Annotated in this window: 17 protein-coding genes and 3 tRNA genes; 11 read left to right on the top strand and 9 right to left on the bottom strand. The window is 73.4% G+C overall.

Annotated elements, in window-relative coordinates:
- Positions 1-239 precede the first annotated feature (239 nt).
- Entirely contained in the window at positions 240-1,352 is a 1,113-nt protein-coding gene (locus OG715_RS21220; protein WP_266270404.1) for an EcsC family protein, read from the bottom strand.
- Positions 1,353-1,877: 525 nt separating this feature from the next.
- Between OG715_RS21220 and OG715_RS21215 the strand changes: the two genes are divergently transcribed.
- The 3 genes from OG715_RS21215 (at position 1,878) to OG715_RS21205 (ending at position 5,019) form a co-directional block, all read left to right on the top strand.
- Positions 1,878-2,108, top strand: a complete 231-nt coding sequence (locus OG715_RS21215; RefSeq protein ID WP_266270403.1) for a FitA-like ribbon-helix-helix domain-containing protein — start codon at positions 1,878-1,880, stop codon at positions 2,106-2,108.
- Positions 2,105-2,509 carry a type II toxin-antitoxin system VapC family toxin gene (locus OG715_RS21210; RefSeq protein ID WP_266270402.1) on the top strand — a complete coding sequence of 135 codons (405 nt, stop codon included), beginning with the start codon at positions 2,105-2,107 and terminating at the stop codon, positions 2,507-2,509. Before OG715_RS21215 ends, OG715_RS21210 begins: the two co-directional genes overlap by 4 nt.
- A gap of 86 nt (positions 2,510-2,595) precedes the next feature.
- Positions 2,596-5,019, top strand: coding sequence for a helicase-associated domain-containing protein (locus OG715_RS21205; protein WP_266270401.1), 2,424 nt, complete (start codon positions 2,596-2,598; stop codon positions 5,017-5,019).
- Positions 5,020-5,153: 134 nt separating this feature from the next.
- Here OG715_RS21205 and OG715_RS21200 read toward each other — a convergent pair whose 3' ends face one another.
- The 6 genes from OG715_RS21200 to OG715_RS21175 all read right to left on the bottom strand — a co-directional run bounded on the left by OG715_RS21200 (position 5,154) and on the right by OG715_RS21175 (position 6,972).
- Positions 5,154-5,579, bottom strand: a complete 426-nt coding sequence (locus tag OG715_RS21200; RefSeq protein WP_266270400.1) for a cytotoxic translational repressor of toxin-antitoxin stability system — start codon at positions 5,577-5,579, stop codon at positions 5,154-5,156.
- Entirely contained in the window at positions 5,576-5,992 is a 417-nt protein-coding gene (locus OG715_RS21195; RefSeq protein ID WP_266270399.1) for a prevent-host-death protein, read from the bottom strand. The genes OG715_RS21200 and OG715_RS21195 overlap by 4 nt, the downstream gene beginning before the upstream one ends.
- 171 nt (positions 5,993-6,163) lie before the next feature.
- Positions 6,164-6,240: transfer RNA gene (locus tag OG715_RS21190), tRNA-Phe, on the bottom strand.
- A gap of 27 nt (positions 6,241-6,267) precedes the next feature.
- Positions 6,268-6,341 (bottom strand) — tRNA-Asp (locus tag OG715_RS21185).
- A 65-nt stretch (positions 6,342-6,406) separates the two neighbouring features.
- Positions 6,407-6,479 (bottom strand) — tRNA-Glu (locus tag OG715_RS21180).
- Between the two features lie 151 nt (positions 6,480-6,630).
- Positions 6,631-6,972: a metallopeptidase family protein gene (locus tag OG715_RS21175; RefSeq protein ID WP_266271761.1), complete on the bottom strand. Its 342-nt coding sequence runs from the start codon at positions 6,970-6,972 to the stop codon at positions 6,631-6,633.
- A 98-nt stretch (positions 6,973-7,070) separates the two neighbouring features.
- On the opposite strand from OG715_RS21175, the gene crcB (OG715_RS21170) reads away from it, so the two are divergent.
- From crcB (OG715_RS21170) to OG715_RS21135, 8 genes are all read left to right on the top strand, one after another.
- Positions 7,071-7,532: a fluoride efflux transporter CrcB gene (crcB, locus tag OG715_RS21170; RefSeq protein WP_407661123.1), complete on the top strand. Its 462-nt coding sequence runs from the start codon at positions 7,071-7,073 to the stop codon at positions 7,530-7,532.
- Positions 7,529-7,963 carry a DUF190 domain-containing protein gene (locus tag OG715_RS21165; RefSeq protein ID WP_266270398.1) on the top strand — a complete coding sequence of 145 codons (435 nt, stop codon included), beginning with the start codon at positions 7,529-7,531 and terminating at the stop codon, positions 7,961-7,963. Before crcB (OG715_RS21170) ends, OG715_RS21165 begins: the two co-directional genes overlap by 4 nt.
- On the top strand, positions 7,960-8,334 hold the full coding sequence (gene crcB, locus OG715_RS21160) for a fluoride efflux transporter CrcB (protein WP_266270397.1): 375 nt from the start codon (positions 7,960-7,962) through the stop codon (positions 8,332-8,334). Before OG715_RS21165 ends, crcB (OG715_RS21160) begins: the two co-directional genes overlap by 4 nt.
- A gap of 205 nt (positions 8,335-8,539) precedes the next feature.
- The gene (locus OG715_RS21155) at positions 8,540-9,385 is read left to right on the top strand and encodes a hypothetical protein (RefSeq protein ID WP_266270396.1); all 846 of its coding nucleotides are present in this window, start codon (positions 8,540-8,542) and stop codon (positions 9,383-9,385) included.
- A gap of 210 nt (positions 9,386-9,595) precedes the next feature.
- Entirely contained in the window at positions 9,596-11,956 is a 2,361-nt protein-coding gene (locus tag OG715_RS21150; RefSeq protein WP_266270394.1) for a DEAD/DEAH box helicase, read from the top strand.
- Positions 11,957-12,129: 173 nt separating this feature from the next.
- On the top strand, positions 12,130-12,984 hold the full coding sequence (locus OG715_RS21145) for a TIGR02452 family protein (protein WP_266270392.1): 855 nt from the start codon (positions 12,130-12,132) through the stop codon (positions 12,982-12,984).
- 209 nt (positions 12,985-13,193) lie between these two features.
- Positions 13,194-14,399 carry a low temperature requirement protein A gene (locus tag OG715_RS21140; protein ID WP_266270391.1) on the top strand — a complete coding sequence of 402 codons (1,206 nt, stop codon included), beginning with the start codon at positions 13,194-13,196 and terminating at the stop codon, positions 14,397-14,399.
- Complete coding sequence (locus OG715_RS21135; RefSeq protein WP_266270390.1) at positions 14,396-14,860, top strand: RICIN domain-containing protein; 465 nt, start codon at positions 14,396-14,398, stop codon at positions 14,858-14,860. The genes OG715_RS21140 and OG715_RS21135 overlap by 4 nt, the downstream gene beginning before the upstream one ends.
- Before the next feature lie 99 nt (positions 14,861-14,959).
- Here the strand turns inward: OG715_RS21135 and OG715_RS21130 are convergent, their stop codons facing one another.
- Positions 14,960-15,688 carry a tyrosine-protein phosphatase gene (locus tag OG715_RS21130; protein WP_266270389.1) on the bottom strand — a complete coding sequence of 243 codons (729 nt, stop codon included), beginning with the start codon at positions 15,686-15,688 and terminating at the stop codon, positions 14,960-14,962.
- Positions 15,689-15,778: 90 nt separating this feature from the next.
- A complete protein-coding gene (locus tag OG715_RS21125; protein ID WP_266270388.1) occupies positions 15,779-16,567 on the bottom strand; it encodes an SDR family oxidoreductase in 789 nt (262 codons plus the stop codon).
- Positions 16,568-16,585 lie beyond the last annotated feature (18 nt).

The following is a 16,585-nucleotide window of genomic DNA, read 5'->3' as shown; positions in this document are numbered from 1 at the left end:
CCGCGCACGCGCGGTGCGGGCCTTTTCGGTTTTTACGGGGAACTGGCCGTCCGCCGTACCCATGGGCATCGAACGAATCGAACGTATGAAAAGGCCCCCGCAGCGAATTCGCTGCGGCGGCCTCCTGGTAGCGGCCAGGGCCGGGTTCGAAAGGGAACGACGGCGACAACAGCGTTGCGCCGGCGTCGTTGGCGGGGCGTCAAGTCCTGCCGAGCGGCAGGGCGGGACCGCCCGGTGGATCAGGGAAGGTCGGGTCCGCCTGCCTCGGCCAGCTCGGCGAGGACGCTGATCGGCCGGTCGGCGGAGTCCGCGCCGTCCTCGTCGGCGTCGAAGAAGGAACCGGGCGGCTCCTCGTTGCCGAGGTGCGGGTACTTCTCGATGAGGAAGCGGCGCCGGTAGGCCATGTCGGCGGTGTCGACGATCCGCTCCAGCATGGACCAGTTGAGGGTGCTGCCCACGAGGATCCCGACGCCGGGAACGACCTTGCCGAGGCCCTTCTTGGTGAGGCGTATGCCGAATGCTCCGGCGAACCGCACCGAGACCCCGGTGACCACGGACTCGCTCAGGACGTCCCACGCCTTGCCCCGCACGAGTGCCTGGGTGAGCCGGGATATGTCGCTCATCGCGGCGATCTTGGCGGAGCTCGACACCGCCGTACCGGCGTTGACCACGGACATCACGAACAGTTTCTCGGCGGGCGATTCGGGGTCGTAGCCGTAGAACAGCGACACATGGCCGACCACCCGGGACGCCAGGCCGAGGACGATCGCGGCGTCGCCGGCGAGGGCGCCGACGATCATGCCTCCCGTGGGCGCTGCCGCAGCCCCTGCGGAGGCGACGACGACCAGCTCCCCACCCGAGATCACCAGCCCCGCCGTCGCTCCCGACAGCGCTGCGGCGGCCGGGTAGTACCAACTGGCCGCGTTCCCCCGCGCCGCGTCGATCTGCTCCAGGTCGAGCCGCCGAAGGTCGGCCAGCGACGACACGTCGTGGCCGCGCTTCTGGTGGCGCTTCACCACCCGTGCGGAGGTCAGTCCCGCTCGCGACAGCCGTCCCACCGTCTCCCGGGTGGACCGGAGGACCACGTCGCTCCAGTCGGGCAGCGCGTTGGTGGCACTGCGCGCGGCGTTGCCCGCCTTCCGGGCGCCCTTGGCGACGATCTCCTGTCCGCGCGTCACCGCGGAGAGGGCCCGCGGGTGGCTCTCCAGCCGCTCGGCTGCGCGCCTGCCGAGCTTCGCCGCGCCGACGGCCAGGTGCTCGCCGGCCTCGCCCATGCTCCGGGACAGCGGGCGGCCCTTGAAACGCTGGATGTCACGCCACGCTTCGAGCTCGTACGCCGAGGGTTCAGTCACTCCGGGATCGTAGGCTCTGCTGCGGGACCCGCGTGGGGTGTTGGGAAGTTCTCCCGGGAATCGGTCCGAGTACGGGGCGGGACGGGAGTCACCGCGCACGCGGAACGGCACCTGCGCCGGCAGGTCGACGCACGGGTGGCCGCGGACGGAGCTGATCCGCCCGGTGCCCCGTGCCCCCCCCGTGCTCCCGGAGGCGGGGCGTTGCGGAGGACGCGGGCTTCAGGGATCGGCAGGGCCTGACGTGTCGCCCGCCAAGGGCACGAAAATGCCCCCGAAGCATTCTGCTTCAGGGGCATTGGGCCTTTTCAGGCGATGTGGCCAGGGCCGGGGTCGAACCGGCGACCTTCCGCTTTTCAGGCCTAGCCAGGGCGGCGGGATACCCCACTTTGCACCGCTCTGCGGTCCGTAGCCGTCCGCCGTCGGACGCCATCGCCCAGGCCGGTTGGCGTCAGCGCTGGCGTCAACCGGCAATCCTGGGCAGTGCTCGCGATGGCACTTTGCAGGCGTTGCAGCTAAAATGCATGCATGACTGCGATCACCATTCGTGAGGTCCCGGACTCGATTCTCGAAACTCTGAAGGTCAAGGCAGCCCAGAGCGGAAAGAGCCTTCAGGCGTACCTGCTCGACCTTGTCGCCCGTGAGGCGGCCACGCCGACCTTGGCCGAGATGATGACCCGCCTCGACCGGGAGACCCGCGCTGAGGTCAGTACGTCGGACATCCTTTCCGCGATCGACGAGGGTCGGGAGCGCCGGTGAACCTGAGCGTCGTCATCGACTGCTCCGCGCTGGTTCGGGTGCTCACCGACCACGGTCCCGCCGGCCGGGCCGTCCGCGACCGACTCCGCGGGCTGGACGCGCTCGCTGCCCCCGGCCTGCTCGACTACGAGCTCGTCTCGGCCCTTTTCGGTATGGTGCGCGGCGGAAAGCTCGCGGAGAAGGAAGCGGCGAAGGCCGTCGCCGACTACCAGGCCCTCGCCATCACGCGACACGAGACGCTGATCCTCTGGCAGCGGGTCCGAGAACTCCACCACAACATCAGCGCCTATGACGCACAGTATGTGGCGCTGGCCGAGACCCTCGGCGTGCCACTCGTCACCAGCGACGCCCGAATCCAGCGCAGCGGCGCGGCCAAGTGCAGCATCGAGGTCTTCGCGTAGTAGCCGGAGACCGGGCGGTGAGGGCGGTCCAGCCGACTTCAAGCCTCGTGGCCCGTCCCCGTCGGCGATTCACTACGCTTGGTGCGGTGAAAGCCGCACGAAGCCTCGCGATCTGGCTGGCCGACCGTACTCCTTCGCAGCTGACCGAACTGCTGGAGCAGCGCGAACTCCCCTACGCGGCCAGGGTGGCGAGCCTGACCGACCTGGCCGACCACTTGCTGACGGACGCCTCCACGGCCCTGGGGCTGAGCGAGATCAGCCTCGGGGACCTGCAACTGCTGGTCGCTGTGGCGACCTCGGCCGAACGGTTGCACGGTCCGCTACCGGCCGGTCCGCCCGCTCATCACCTGTTCATGGGCTACGGCGGCCGTTCACCACGGCTCGACGCGCCTCCGGTCGACCCCACCGACCGGTCCGTGACCCGCGGCCAGCTCTTCCGATTCCTGCAACTCGACGGTGCGGGTCGGTCGGCGGCCGAGGCCGCACTGTCCCGGCTGGCCGAGCGGGCCCTGGTGCTGCCCTCGTCCGGAAGCAAGGTCATCGTGCCGATCCTGGTCCACCGCCAGGCGGGCGAAGCCGGCGGATACGGCCGACCAGCCGAACAACTGCTCACCGAGGCATTCAACGCTCCGGAGATCCATCGCATCGCGCAGGGGCTGGGGCTCGCGAAGGCGCGGACCCGGGACGAGGCGCAGCGGCAGATCGTGGACGTGCTCAGGGACGCGAAGCGCGTGGGCGCCATGGCCGCCGAGGCGCCGCCCGCAGCCTCGGACCTGCTGGACAAACTGGTCCCGGGCCCGCCACTGCTGCGCACGCACTGCTTCGTCTCCCGCTACGGCGGTTTCTACCCGGGCTCCGGAGGCAAGTTCACCTTCCGGGAAGGCGGCTCGGGAGATCCCGGCACGGACTGGCTGGCCGCCCGCGGCCTGGTCCTTCCGGTGGATGAGGACCTGGCGGAACTGCCGCGCGAGGTGGCCGACGCGTTGCGCGACCACGATCGCGCGCCGAGCTACCAGCCTGCCCCGCCCCCGGTCGAAGGCGCGGTGGAGATCGCCGGTGGCGCGGTCGAGAGCCAGGCCCAAGCGGCGTTGGCCGAGGCAGCCTCCCGGGTCGAGCTGATGCTCCGCCAGGTGGCCGTGCAGCCGCTCGCCCTGCGCAAGGCGGGCGGAATCGCGGTCCGGGACACCCGCCGGCTGGCGAAGGCGGTCGGCCTGCCGGAGGAACACGCTCGGCTGTGGCTCGACCTGGCGAACAACGCGGACCTGATCACCCCGTGCGCCGAGGAAGCGGAGGCTCTGGCGAGAGGCCGGGGCCGCGCGCGTCGGCCGGAACCGCAGCCACCTGCCCGGATGCTGCCCACCGAGCGGTACGACGCGTGGCTGGCGGCTCCACCCGCTCGGCGGCTGCTGCCGCTCCTCGCCACCTGGGCGGTGGTGCCCGAGGTGTTCAGCTACTGGCCGGACGAGAACGACAGCCCGGTCGCGCTGGTCACGCCGGATGACGGCGAGGCCGTCGATCTGCGCTACGCCGTGCTGGAGGCGCTGGCCACCCTTCCGGCCGGGCGCGGAGTCGCCACCGGCAAGTCCGCTCGCACGCGGGCGACCGCGCTCGCCGGTCTCATCGCCACAGCGGCCTGGTTCCGTCCGACCGCCCTTGCCCAAGGCCCGTGGGAGGTCGAGCGGGTCGAGGCGACCTTGGCGGAGGCGGAACTGCTCGGGGTCGTCGCCCACGGAGCGCTGACTCCTCTCGGGCACGCCGTGCTCGGGCTCCTGAGGGCGGGTGCACACCGCCACTTCCCTGCCGTTCCGGGTGCCGGGCCGACGCTGCGCGACCGTCCTGCTCTGGACGACGCGGTTCGGCAGCTGTCCGCAGCCCTGGACGCGCTGCTGCCCGCGCCGCAGACCACCGCCCGGTTCCAGGCAGACCTCACGGCCGTGGTCGCCGGAGCTGCGGCGTCGGAGCTGACCGATCTGCTGGCCGCCTGTGCGGAGCGGGAGTCGGAGGGCCATGCCGTGGTGTGGCGGATCACCCCCGCGGCGGTCCGCCGGGCGCTGGACTCCGGATGGGACGCCGCCGACCTGCTGGCTCGGCTGGCCGACGTCTCCGAGGGCGGGCGGCCGCTTCCGCAGCCCCTGGCGTACCTGATCAAGGACACCGCGCGGACCCACGGCCGGATGCGAGTAGTGCGCTCCGCCTGCTGCATCCGCTCCGACGACGAGGCACTGGTGTCGGAGCTCGCCGCGGCCCGTGCGCTGGCCAAGCTCGGGTTGCGACGGATCGCGCCGACCGTGCTGATCAGCACGGCCGAGCCCGAGGCAACCCTCGCCGCGCTTCGGTCTGCCGGCTACGCCCCCGCGCTGGAGGCGGAGACCGGGACGACGGTCATCGAGAAGGCGCGCCGGGAACGCGGTCCCAACCGCATGCCGTCACTGTCCGGAGCGCGACCGCGCCACGGCAAGGGGCCGGGCACTGCCCAGTCGCTGGCGGGCGCGTTGCTGGCCGGCCGGTGACCAGGGGATCACCCCGAGCCTTCGGGCAGGGCGATGCGCGCCGCGTCGTGGCGGTGAAGTCGCCTCGGAGCTCCCAGGCCAGGGTGAGGAACTCGGCAAGCTGGGCGCGTCGAATCGACGGTGAGGACAGTGTGTCAGCGGCCCTCGGTCCAGAACTGCTCGAGTCGCGCGATTGCCTGGGTCTTGTTCAGCTCGGCGACCTGGCCCTCGGTGAGTCCGACGCGGTTGATCAGCATGTGGACCAGGTCTACGGGAAGCGCCTCGCGTGGCGGCTCGGGCGCGCCTCGATCGGGAAGTGTGCCGTCCAGGACGCAGGGCCAGAAGACATCCTCCGTCACGTCCAGCTGATCGCGGAGGATGTGCGCCCACATGCCGGCGCCGTACACGGTGCGGTCCACTGGGTGCGACACCCGGGTGCGCAGGATCCGCCCATCGGGGAGCCCGAGCTCATAGGTGACGTGGTGGGTGCCGGTGCGGCCGCGCGCGTCGCGTACGCGTTCCCAGCATTCGACCTTGCAGAACTGCTCGTGTCGTTCGCGTGTCGGCTGAGGCCAGGTCACTTCGCGACTCCGAGCAGCCAACCACGGAGCTGCGCGTCGTCGCTGAGGCCGATCAGCTGGACCAGGCCCCAGTTATCGCGATGGTTGGGCGCGTTCAGGAGCCGGTCCTGCCAGTCCTCCGCGTACTCGCGGAGCGCGTCGACCATCTCGTCGATGGCCTCATCGAACGTGCCGCCATCCGCGGCGACCGGGAGGCCGGGGAAGAACACAGACCAGCCACCGCCCTCGGCGACCACTTCGGCCTTGGACGGGCACAGCAGTGTGAGGGCATGGCGCAGACGTCCCGCGTCGACCACGGCCGCACAGTCGGTGTCCCGGCGAACGGTCGCGACCCGGCCCTGCCCGGCTGCGTCCAGTAGGTCCTTCAGGTGCGCTCGGGCTTCGGTGTAGCTCTCGTAGTGGACCGCTGTCATTGGAAGCCTCCTCGTCCGAGAACCAGGGTCGCGCCCGGCGTGAAGTACGTCAAGTACTTCACGTACTTACTCGGCAGGAGGACAGTGACCGTCCGCCGTCCCGTTGGCGTCAAGCGACGCGAAAATGCCCCCGAAGCGAGCTGCTTCAGGGGCATCGTGCCTGGTCAAGGCTGGTGGCCAGGGCCGGGGTCGAACCGGCGACCTTCCGCTTTTCAGGCGGACGCTCGTACCAACTGAGCTACCTGGCCGTACTGCACCGTCTCTTGCGAGACGAGCGATCCCGACGGGACTTGAACCCGCGACCTCCACCTTGACAGGGTGGCGAGCTAACCAACTGCTCCACGGGACCTAGAAGTGGCGAACCACTCAGGTCTTACTGGGTCTTGCTTCACTGCACTGTACTACGGTACTGCGTGCCCCCAACGGGATTCGAACCCGTGCTACCGCCTTGAAAGGGCGGCGTCCTGGGCCACTAGACGATGAGGGCTTGCGGCCTGTCCCGCCGTTTCCGGCGTTCGGGGACGTCGAGAAGCATATGGGATGTCGGGCCGATCGCCAAAACGGGTTTGGGCCAGGTGGGCGGGCGGGCCGTGCGGGCGGGTTACGGGCCGGTTCCGGGCGGGTTCCCGGCCCCGGCCTCAGGACCAGCCGAGCTCGTCCAGCTCGTGGTCGTCGAAGCCGAAGTGGTGGGCGACCTCGTGGATCACCGTGGTGCGGACCTCCTCGACCACCTGCGCGCGGTCCTCGCAAAGGCGCAGGGTCGGGCCCCGGTAGACGGTGATCCGGTCGGGGAGGACGCCCGCGTACCACTCGCCGCGCTCGGTGAGCGGGGTGCCCTCGTAGAGGCCGAGGAGTTCCGGGTCGGCCGGGTCGGGCTCGTCCTCGACGAAGACGGCGACGTTGTCCATCATCGCGGCGAGCTTCGGCGGGATCAGGTCGAGGGCGTCCGCGACCAGTACCTCGAAGTCTTCCGGGGTCATCTCCACCGGATCATTGTCGGGTCTGCGGTGACGGTGTGCCAGGCGGTCGGTGCCGCTGTCCGCCGGTGTTTGATGGGGCCGTGGCGACTTCGGAGGACTTGGTGGCGGACGGTGCCGCGCCCGGCCCGGCGGCGCGGCGGCGCCCGCCGGTGCTGCGCGGGCAGGGGCCGGCGGTGGCGGTGGTCGCGGTCGGCGGGGCGCTGGGGGCCGTGGCCAGGTACGGGGCGGGACTGCTCTGGCCGACCGGCCCGTCGGCCTTCCCGTGGACGACCCTGCTGGTGAACGTGGTGGGGTGCGCCGTGATCGGGGTCTTCCTGGTGGTGATCACGGAGGGGCGTCCGGCCCACCCGTTGGTGCGGCCGTTCTTCGGGACCGGTGTGCTGGGCGGGTTCACGACCTTCTCGACGTACGCGGTGGACTTCCGCCGGCTGGTGGCGGAGGGGCGGCCCGGCCCGGCCGCGGGGTACCTGGCGCTGACGCTGCTGGCGGCGCTGGCGGCGGTCTGGGCGGCCGCCGCTGCGACGCGGGCCCTGCTGCGGCGGACCGGGGTGCGGGCATGACGGCCGCCGCGCCCGGGGAGGGCCGGGCTGCCGGGTCCGCCGGGGAGGGCGACCGGCTGGGCGGCCCCGCGCTGCGGCTGACCGTGCTGGTCGGCGAGAACGACCGGCACCACCACCGCCCGCTGTACAGCGAGATCGTGCACCGGGCGCGGGCCGCCGGGCTGGCCGGGGCGAGCGTGTTCCGGGGGATCGAGGGCTTCGGCGCGTCCTCGCTGGTGCACACGGCGCGGCTGCTGTCGCTGAGCGAGGACCTCCCGGTGGCGGTGGTGATCGTGGACACGGAGCAGCGGGTGCGGGCCTTCCTGCCCGAGCTGGACGGGCTGCGGCCGGCCGGGCCGGTGACCCTGGAGCGGTGCGAGGTGCTCCGGTACGCGGGGCCCGACGGTGCCGACGGTGCCGCCGGGCGCGGCGCGGGGGAGGGCGGGGCGTGAACTGGCTGCTGGTGGTCCTCGGTGCGACGGTCGGCGCGCCGCTGCGGTACCTGACCGACCGGGCCGTGCAGTCCCGGCACGACTCGGTCTTCCCCTGGGGGACCTTCGCCGTGAACGTGGCCGGCTGCCTGGTCCTCGGGCTGGTGACCGGGGCGGTGGCCGCCGGTGCGGCCTCCTCGCAGGTCCAGCTGCTGCTGGGGACGGGGCTGTGCGGCGCGCTGACCACGTACTCGACGTTCTCGTACGAGACGCTGCGGCTGGTCGAGGGCGGGGCCGGGCGGTACGCCCTGGCGAACGTCCTGGGCAGCATCGTGGCGGGCCTGGCGGCGGTGTACGCGGGCGCCGGGCTGGCCGGGGCCCTCTGGGGCTGAACCGCACCCGCCGCCCGGTCCTCCGTCGAGCCCTCGGGCCGTCGAACCCACGGACGAAGGGGGTCCGCCCGGCGCTCGTTCGAGTGCTCCCGGTGCGTCCACCCGTGTCCGTGCGCCGGGGGCGCGCGTTGGGCACCCGCAAGGGTGGCCGTGCGCGCGTGGTGGGCGGCCCGGGCGGGGCGGGAGAGGGAGCTCGGTGGCGGCGATGCGTGCGATGCGTGCGGTGGCGGAGCGGGAGACGGCGGTGGACCGGGACGGACCGGCGCGGACCGGCGCGGACCGGACCGGGGCGCTACGGACCGGAGGGCCACGGCCGCGAGCGGTGCGGACCGGGGCGGTCCGGGCGGTGGCGGCCCTGGCGGTGGCCGGGCTGGGGCTGACCGGGTGCATGTCGGTCGGGCCGGGCGCGGAGGAGAAGCACCGCTCGACGCCGGTCGGCCAGGCCGGGACGCCGACCAGGCCGGGGCCGACCGCCTCGGCCTCGCCCAGCGGCGGACACCAGGGCGGCGCCGTCGGGCGCTCGGAGCGGGCGGGAGGCGCCCAGGCCCAGAGCGCCTCGGCCGGCGGCATGAACGCGGCCCCCGGGGAGCAGGCCGTCGGCGCGAACGGCGCGGCGGGCGCCGGGGGCGGAAACGGCGCGGGCGGCGTCAACGGCGCGCCCGCCGTCGCGGAACCCGTACCGGTGGCGGCCCCCGGTGAGCCCGCGCCCGGCGCGAGCGGCACCACCGGGGGCGCGAGCGCCAGCCCCGCACCTCGTCCGGGCGGTGCCGCCGCCGCGGGCGGGGCGGCCGGGGGTACCGCGGGCACGGGCGCCGCCGCCGGCGGCACCGGTCACCCCACGGGCGGCACGGGCGCAGGCACGGGCACCGGCACCGGCGACGGCCGCTCCGGCGGAGCCACCGCCTCCGCCCCGGCGGCCAGCCCCTCCGGCCACCCGACCACGCCGGAGCCCGGCCACACCACACCCGCCCCGACCGCCACCCCGGCCCCGGAACCGACGGTCGCCCCCAGCGCCACGGCGGCTCCCAGCGCCGGACCGGGCGCACACTGAAAGGGACTTGAATCACAGCCTGGCCTCGGCATTTGCCTCCGATCCCCAGGCTCGTCTATGGTGGTAGATCGTTCGTTTGATTCATTTGTCTGGCGCCCTACATCCATCTGGCGCCCTTGGCGCGTTCCGGCGATCCGTGGCTGACCGCATAGAGGCGGTTGTGAAACAGAACCCCGGACTTTGGCGCGTGCCACTTCCGGAAGGTTTTGCATGTCTCTCGTTGACGACGCCCGCTTCGCCATGCCCGCGAGCGAGTCCGCCGCCGATGTCACCACCACCGCCCCCGAGGCCGACGCCGAGCTGATCGCCGCCGTCGACGCCGTCGAGGACGCCACCGCCGAGGCCGTCGCGGACGACGCCGCCGAGGCCGACGACACCACCGACGCCGCCGAGGGCGACGACAAGGCCGCCGAGGCCGAGCCGACCCTCACCTTCGGCGACCTGGGCCTGCCGGACGACATCGTCCGCGCCCTCGCCAAGCGCGACGTCACCACCCCGTTCCCGATCCAGGCCGCGACCATCCCGGACGCCCTGGCCGGCAAGGACGTGCTGGGCCGAGGCCGCACCGGCTCCGGCAAGACCCTCAGCTTCGGCCTGCCGCTGCTGACCCGCCTCGCCGCCGGCGAGCGCACCCGTGCCAAGCACCCGCGCGGTCTGATCCTCGTCCCGACCCGTGAGCTGGCGATGCAGGTCGCCGACGCCCTGGAGCCCTTCGGCTCGGTGCTCGGCCTGCGGCTCAAGGTGGTCTGCGGCGGTACCTCGATGTCCAACCAGATCTACGCGCTGGAGCGCGGCGTCGACGTCCTCGTCGCCACTCCCGGCCGTCTGCGCGACCTGATCAACCGCGGCTCCGCCAAGCTCGCCGACGTCCAGGTCGCCGTGCTCGACGAGGCCGACCAGATGGCCGACATGGGCTTCCTGCCCGAGGTCACCGAGATCCTCGACCAGGTCCCGGCCGGCGGCCAGCGCCTGCTGTTCTCCGCCACCCTGGAGAACGAGATCGACACCCTGGTCAAGCGCTACCTGAACAACCCGGTCACCCACGAGGTCGACCCGTCGGCCGGCGCCGTGACCACCATGACCCACCACATCCTCGTGGTGAAGCCCAAGGACAAGGCGCCGATCACCAACGCGATCGCCGCCCGCAAGGGCCGCACGATCATCTTCGTCCGCACCCAGATGGGCGCCGACCGCGTCGCCGAGCAGCTCGTCGAGGCCGGTGTGAAGGCCGACGCGCTGCACGGCGGCATGACCCAGGGCGCCCGTACCCGGGTCCTCGGCGACTTCAAGGACGGCTACGTCAACGTCGTCGTCGCGACCGACGTCGCCGCGCGAGGCATCCACGTCGACGGCATCGACCTGGTGCTGAACGTCGACCCGGCCGGCGACCACAAGGACTACCTGCACCGCTCCGGCCGCACCGCCCGGGCCGGCCGTTCCGGCACCGTCGTCACCCTGGTGCTGCCGCACCAGCGCCGCAGCGTCTTCCGCCTGATGGAGGACGCGGGCGTCGACGCCGGCCGCCACATCCTCGACCACGCCTTCGACCCCGAGGTGGCCCGGATCACCGGTGCCCGCTCGCTGGTCGAGGTCCAGGCGGAGAGCGCGGCGAACATCGCCGGCGCCGCCGAGCGCGAGATCGCCGACATGACCCGCCAGCTGGAGCGCGCGCAGCGCCGCGCCACCGAGCTGCGCGAGGAGGCCGACCGGCTCGCTTCGCGGGCCGCGCGCGAGCGGGCCGACCTGGGCATCGTGGACGAGGCCCCGGCCGCCGAGGGCGAGGAGACCGCTGCCGCGACCGTGACCGAGCCGGCCGCCGTCGCCGCCGAGCCGACCGAGGAGCGCACGCCGTCGTACCGCGAGGCGCGCACCGAGCGTCCGGCCCGTTCCTTCGGTGACCGTGACCGCGGTCAGGGTGGCGGCTTCAACCGTGACCGCGGCGACGACCGTGGTGGCCGTTCCTTCGGTGACCGCGACCGCGGTCAGGGTGGCGGCTTCAACCGTGACCGCGGCGACGACCGTGGTGGCCGTTCCTTCGGTGACCGTGACCGCGGTCAGGGTGGCGGCTTCAACCGTGACCGCGGCGACGACCGTGGTGGCCGTTCCTTCGGTGACCGCGACCGCGGTCAGGGTGGCGGCTTCAACCGTGGCGGTGGCTTCAACCGCGACGACCGTCCGGCCCGTTCCTTCGGTGACCGCGACCGTGGCCAGGGTGGCGGCTTCAACCGTGACCGCGGCGACGACCGTGGTGGCCGTTCCTTCGGTGACCGCGACCGCGGTCAGGGTGGCGGCTTCAACCGTGGCGGTGGCTTCAACCGCGACGACCGTCCGGCCCGTTCCTTCGGTGACCGCGACCGTGGCCAGGGTGGCGGCTTCAACCGTGACCGTGACGAGCGCGGCGGCAGCAACAACCGTCCGTTCGCCCGCCGTGACGACCACCGCTCCGGTGGCCGTCCGCAGGCCGGCGGTGGCTTCAACCGTGACCGCGGCGACGAGCGCGGTGGCCGCTCCTCCGGTGGCTACAACGCCGGCTTCAACCGCGACGACCGCAAGCCGCGCTGGAAGAACTGACGCCGGCTAGTACCCGCACCTCGCACCACGGCCACGGGCCCGCTCCGCACCACCGGAGCGGGCCCGTGGCCGTTCGGCGTTCCCGGGCGCCTGCTTCCGGGCCCGCGAGCGTTGTTCTACTGCTGAGAATAACCAGTGGCGCGGCGCCCGCCCCGTCACCTACGGTCGGTCGCATGAGCAGCAGACTGCGTGATGTGGCGGCGGTGAACGAGGGCATCGCCGAGCGGGGGAGCTACCGCGCGTCCGGGGGCGAGGCCGTGGATCTGGCCGAGCGGCTGGCGGCGGTCAGGGCCGGGACGGTGTCGTACGACCCGGCCGGGCTCGACGAGCTGGTCGCGGCGGGCGGCCCGGGGCCGACGGCGGGGTCCGGCAGCGGCGAGGTCACCGTCGAGGTCACGGCCGAGGGCAGCGTCCAGGCGGCCCGCCGGCTGTTCGAGGCGGGGGCGGGGCCGGTCGGGGTGCTGAACTTCGCGTCCGCGCGGAACCCGGGCGGCGGCTATTTGCGCGGAGCCCGCGCCCAGGAGGAGGACCTCTGCCGCAGCGCCCTCCTCTACACCAGCCTGGTGGAGGCGCCGGACTACTACGAGGCGCACCGCGCCTCCGGTGACCTCCGGTACAGCCACCGGGTGATCGTCTCGCCCGGCGTGCCGGTGATCCGGGGCGACGACGGCGGGCTGCTGGCGCGGCCGTACCCGGTGACGTTCCTGACCTCGCCCGCGCCGAACGCCGGCCAGCTCGCGCTGCGGGCCGAGGGCGGCGGGGTGGACGTCCGGGGAGTGCTTGCCGAGCGGGCCGAGCGGGTGCTCGCGGCGGCTGCCCGGCACGGGATCCGCGCGCTGGTGCTGGGGGCGTGGGGCTGCGGGGTGTTCCGCAACGACCCGGCCGAGGTCGCGGAGGCCTTCGAGCTGGCGCTGGCCCGGTACGGGGCGGCCTTCGACCGAGTGGTCTTCGCGGTCTGGGACCGGACGCCGGTCTCGCCGAACCGGGCCGCGTTCGAGGCCCGGTTCGGCGGTGGGGGAGCGGAGTGAGGGGAGAGGAATGAGCGGGGTGAGGGGAACGGGGTGAGGGCGGGGCCGCTCGGCTCCTCCGGGTGACGAGCACCGTGGTGGCGGCCGGAGCGGCGGTGACCACCCCGGTGGCCGGCCGGCGTCCGGCCGGTGTCGACCGGGCGTCGGGTCGCCGCCCGACTGGCGGAAACCCCGGCGGGGCGGGGCCGTCGTCCCCCATACTCGCGCGGGTGATCGCGACCAGTACCTCCGCCCCCGGCGGAGCCACCGCCCCCGTTCCCGCCCCCGCTCTCCTCGACGCCACCGCCGAGCCCTCGCTCCGGGCGGCGCCGCTGGAGCTCTTCCTCGATCTCGTCTTCGTCTTCACCGTCACCCAGCTGACCGGCAGTCTGGCCCACCACCTCACCCCGGGCGGGTTCACCCAGGTGGTGGTGATGCTGGCGGTGATCTGGTGGATGTACGACGCCTTCATCTGGCTGACCAACGCCATGCCGCCGAGCACCCACGGCCGACGCGGCCTGCTGATGCTCGCGATGGCCGGCTTCCTGGTGATCTCGCTCTCCGTGCCGCACGCCTTCGAGGGCAGCGGTGTCGCCTTCGGCTGGGCGTACCTGCTGGTGGTGGCCGTGCACACGGGCATGTTCGCGATGTCGGGGGTGGCGCTGGGTTCGGTGCTGCGGATGGGCGGGCTCAATCTGCTCAACACCGGGCTGGTGGTGGCCGGCGGCTACCTCACCGGCTCGGTCCAGCTGACCTTCTGGGCGGCCGCCTTCGCCCTGCAGTTCGCGATACCCCGGTTGGTCGACCTGCCCAGCTTCCAGCTGCGCGCGGACCACTTCGTCGAGCGGCACGGCCTGGTGGTGATCATCGCGTTCGGCGAGTCGGTGATCGCGATCGGCGTCGGCGCGGGCACCGCCGAGCCCTCTGCCCCCCTGGTCGGCGTCGCCCTGCTGAGCCTGGCCGTCTGCGTGGGGCTCTGGTGGGCGTACTTCGGGCACGACGACGACGGCCGCGCCGAGCACCACATGGCCGCGCTGCCCTCCGACCGGCGCAACCGGCTCGCCGTCAGCGTCTACAACCTGGGCCACTACGGGCTGCTGCTCGGGGTGCTGCTGTTCGCCGCCGGGGTGAAGTCGGCGGTCGCGCACCCGGCGGCGCCGATCACCGCCGCCCAGGCGGCCGCGCTGGCCGGCGGAGTCGCGGTCTTCCTGGTCGTCAACACCGCCGTCCGCCGGACCTTCGCCCTCGGGCCCAATCTGCCGCGGCTGCTGGCCGCCGCCGCGGTCGCGGCCGGCACGCTGCTCGGCACCACCGTCTCGGCCCTGGCGGAGGTCGCCGCGGTGGTGCTGGCCCTGGCCGCGGCCTTCGGCTGGGAGCAGCGGACCTCGGCGCGGCGGGCGGGACTGTCGGTGCCCGGTGGGACACTCCACGGGTGACCGAGCACAAGATCACCGACGGCAACTACCGGATCCGGAACGTCGCGACCTGCCTGCTGCTGGAGGTCCCCGGCGGCAGCCGCCGCAGCGGCGTCAAGGTCCTGCTCGCCCCCGAGGACGGTTCGGACGCCCAGCTGTGGCGGCTGACCGCCGTCCACCCGGGCGGCGCGCTGTTCCACGTCGAGAACGTCGCGGGCGGCAAGCGGCTGGACGTCACCGGCGCCGCGACCGACAACGGTGTGCCCGTCCAGCAGTGGTCCGCCAATGCCTTCGGCGCCCAGGAGTGGCTGGTCGAGCACCACCTCGACGCCCCCGGCACCTGCACCCTCACCAGCTTCGTCAGCGGCAAGGCCCTCACCGCCCCGGCCGCGCCGTCGGACCAGGCCGCCCCGCCGACCCCGGTCCACCAGTGGGAGGACACCGACTCCCCGACCCAGTGGTGGCACCTGGAACGCCAGTAGGCCGACCCCGGTCGCCCCGGTCGCCCCGGTCGCCCGGGTCGCCCCGGTCGCCCCGGTCGGCCGCGTCGCCGCGTGCCGGCCGGGGCCGAGGGGCCCGCCCTACGCGGAGAGGTTGGCCCGGAGGGCGGCGAGGTCCTCGTCGGTGCTGCCGTGGGCGAGCAGATAGGCGGGGACGGTGCCGTGGTGGTCCCGGATCCAGGCGAGGGAGGAGGCGAGCAGTTCCTCCGAGATCGGGCGGGAGATCCGCTCGGCACCGGTCTCGTCGACGTACGGGGCCGGGCCGTCCAGCAGGCCCAGACCGGCGTTGGAGAGCAGGTAGTCGGCCGTGATGTCGTCCTCGGAGGCGCCCAGCAGGGTCTGCACGACGGCGATGGTGAGACCGGTGCGGTCCTTGCCGACGGCGCAGTGGACGACGGCCGGCAGGGCGCCCGGGGTGCCGAGCTGGCGGATCGCGGCGACCAGCGACGGGCCGGCCGTGGAGGCCATGAACGGGTACAGCTCCTCCTGGCCCGCGGGCCACGGCCGGTCGGTGTCCTCCCGGTCGGCGGGCAGGGTGGGAAGGCTGAGCGCCTCGTGGTCGAGGCCGTGCCGCAGGTCCGGCCAGAGCTCGATCTCGACCGGGCTGCGCAGGTCGATCACGGTGCGCAGGCCCAGGGCCTTCAGCCGCTGGGCGCCCTCCGGGGCGAGCGTGTGGAAGGAGCCGGAGCGGAACAGCACGCCCCGGCGGAGCGCACCGACGCCGCCGGCGTCGCGGAAGTTGCGCACTCCGGGGATGTCGATGAAAGAGGACGGCAGGTCGGCTTCACGGTCCGGCAGGTCGTCGGTCATGGCCCCACCGTAAGGTCGCGGACCGCGCCAGGGGAAGGAATCCCGCATTCCGCCCGACCCGCGACCGTCGGCCTCACCGACCCGCCCGCCTCAGCGCCCGCCGGCGATGTCCAGGAAGGCACCCGTGGTGTACGAGGAGGCCGGCGACAGCAGGAAGAGGATCGCCTCCGCGACCTCCTCCGGCTGCCCCCCGCGCTTCATCGGCAGGTTCGGCGCGACCCGGTCGACCCGCCCGGGCTCCCCGCCCAGGGCGTGGATACCGGTGTGGATCAGGCCGGGGCGGACGGCGTTGACCCGGATGCCCTCGTCGGCGACCTCCAGGGCCAGCCCCCGGGTCATCGAGTCGACGGCCCCCTTCGCCGCCGCGTAGTCCACGTACTCGTTGGGCGAGCCCAGCCGGGAGGCGGCGGAGGAGACGTTGACGATCGCGCCGCCCTGCCCGCCGTGCCGGGTGGACATCCGGCGGACGGCCTGTGCGGCGCACAGGAACGGTCCGGTGATGTTGGCGGCCCAGATCCGGTTGAGCCGCTCCTCGTCGATGTCCTCCAGCCGGCTCTGCCGCTCCAGCGTCCCGGCGTTGTTCACCAGCCCGGTGAGCGGCCCGAGTTCGGCGTCGACGGTGGCGAACAGCCGGGCCACCTCGGCACTGCGGGTGACATCGGCGCGGACGGCGAGCGCGACGCCGCCCCCGGCCCGGACGGCGTCCACCACCTCGGCGGCGGCGGCCTCGTCCGAGCGGTAGTTGACGCAGACCCGGTAGCCCCGCCGCCCGGCCAGCAGGGCGGTCGCGGCGCCGATGCCGCGACCGGCGCCGGTGATCAGCAGCACGCCGGACGGGTCGGACCGGTGCGGCTGGGCGAACTCTTTCGAAGTCGACATGGTTCGTACTCTATGCCG

Source organism: Kitasatospora purpeofusca (genome assembly GCF_036010405.1).
Classification (GTDB): Bacteria; Actinomycetota; Actinomycetes; order Streptomycetales; family Streptomycetaceae; genus Kitasatospora; species Kitasatospora purpeofusca.
This window is presented reverse-complemented; position numbering and strand designations above follow the sequence as displayed.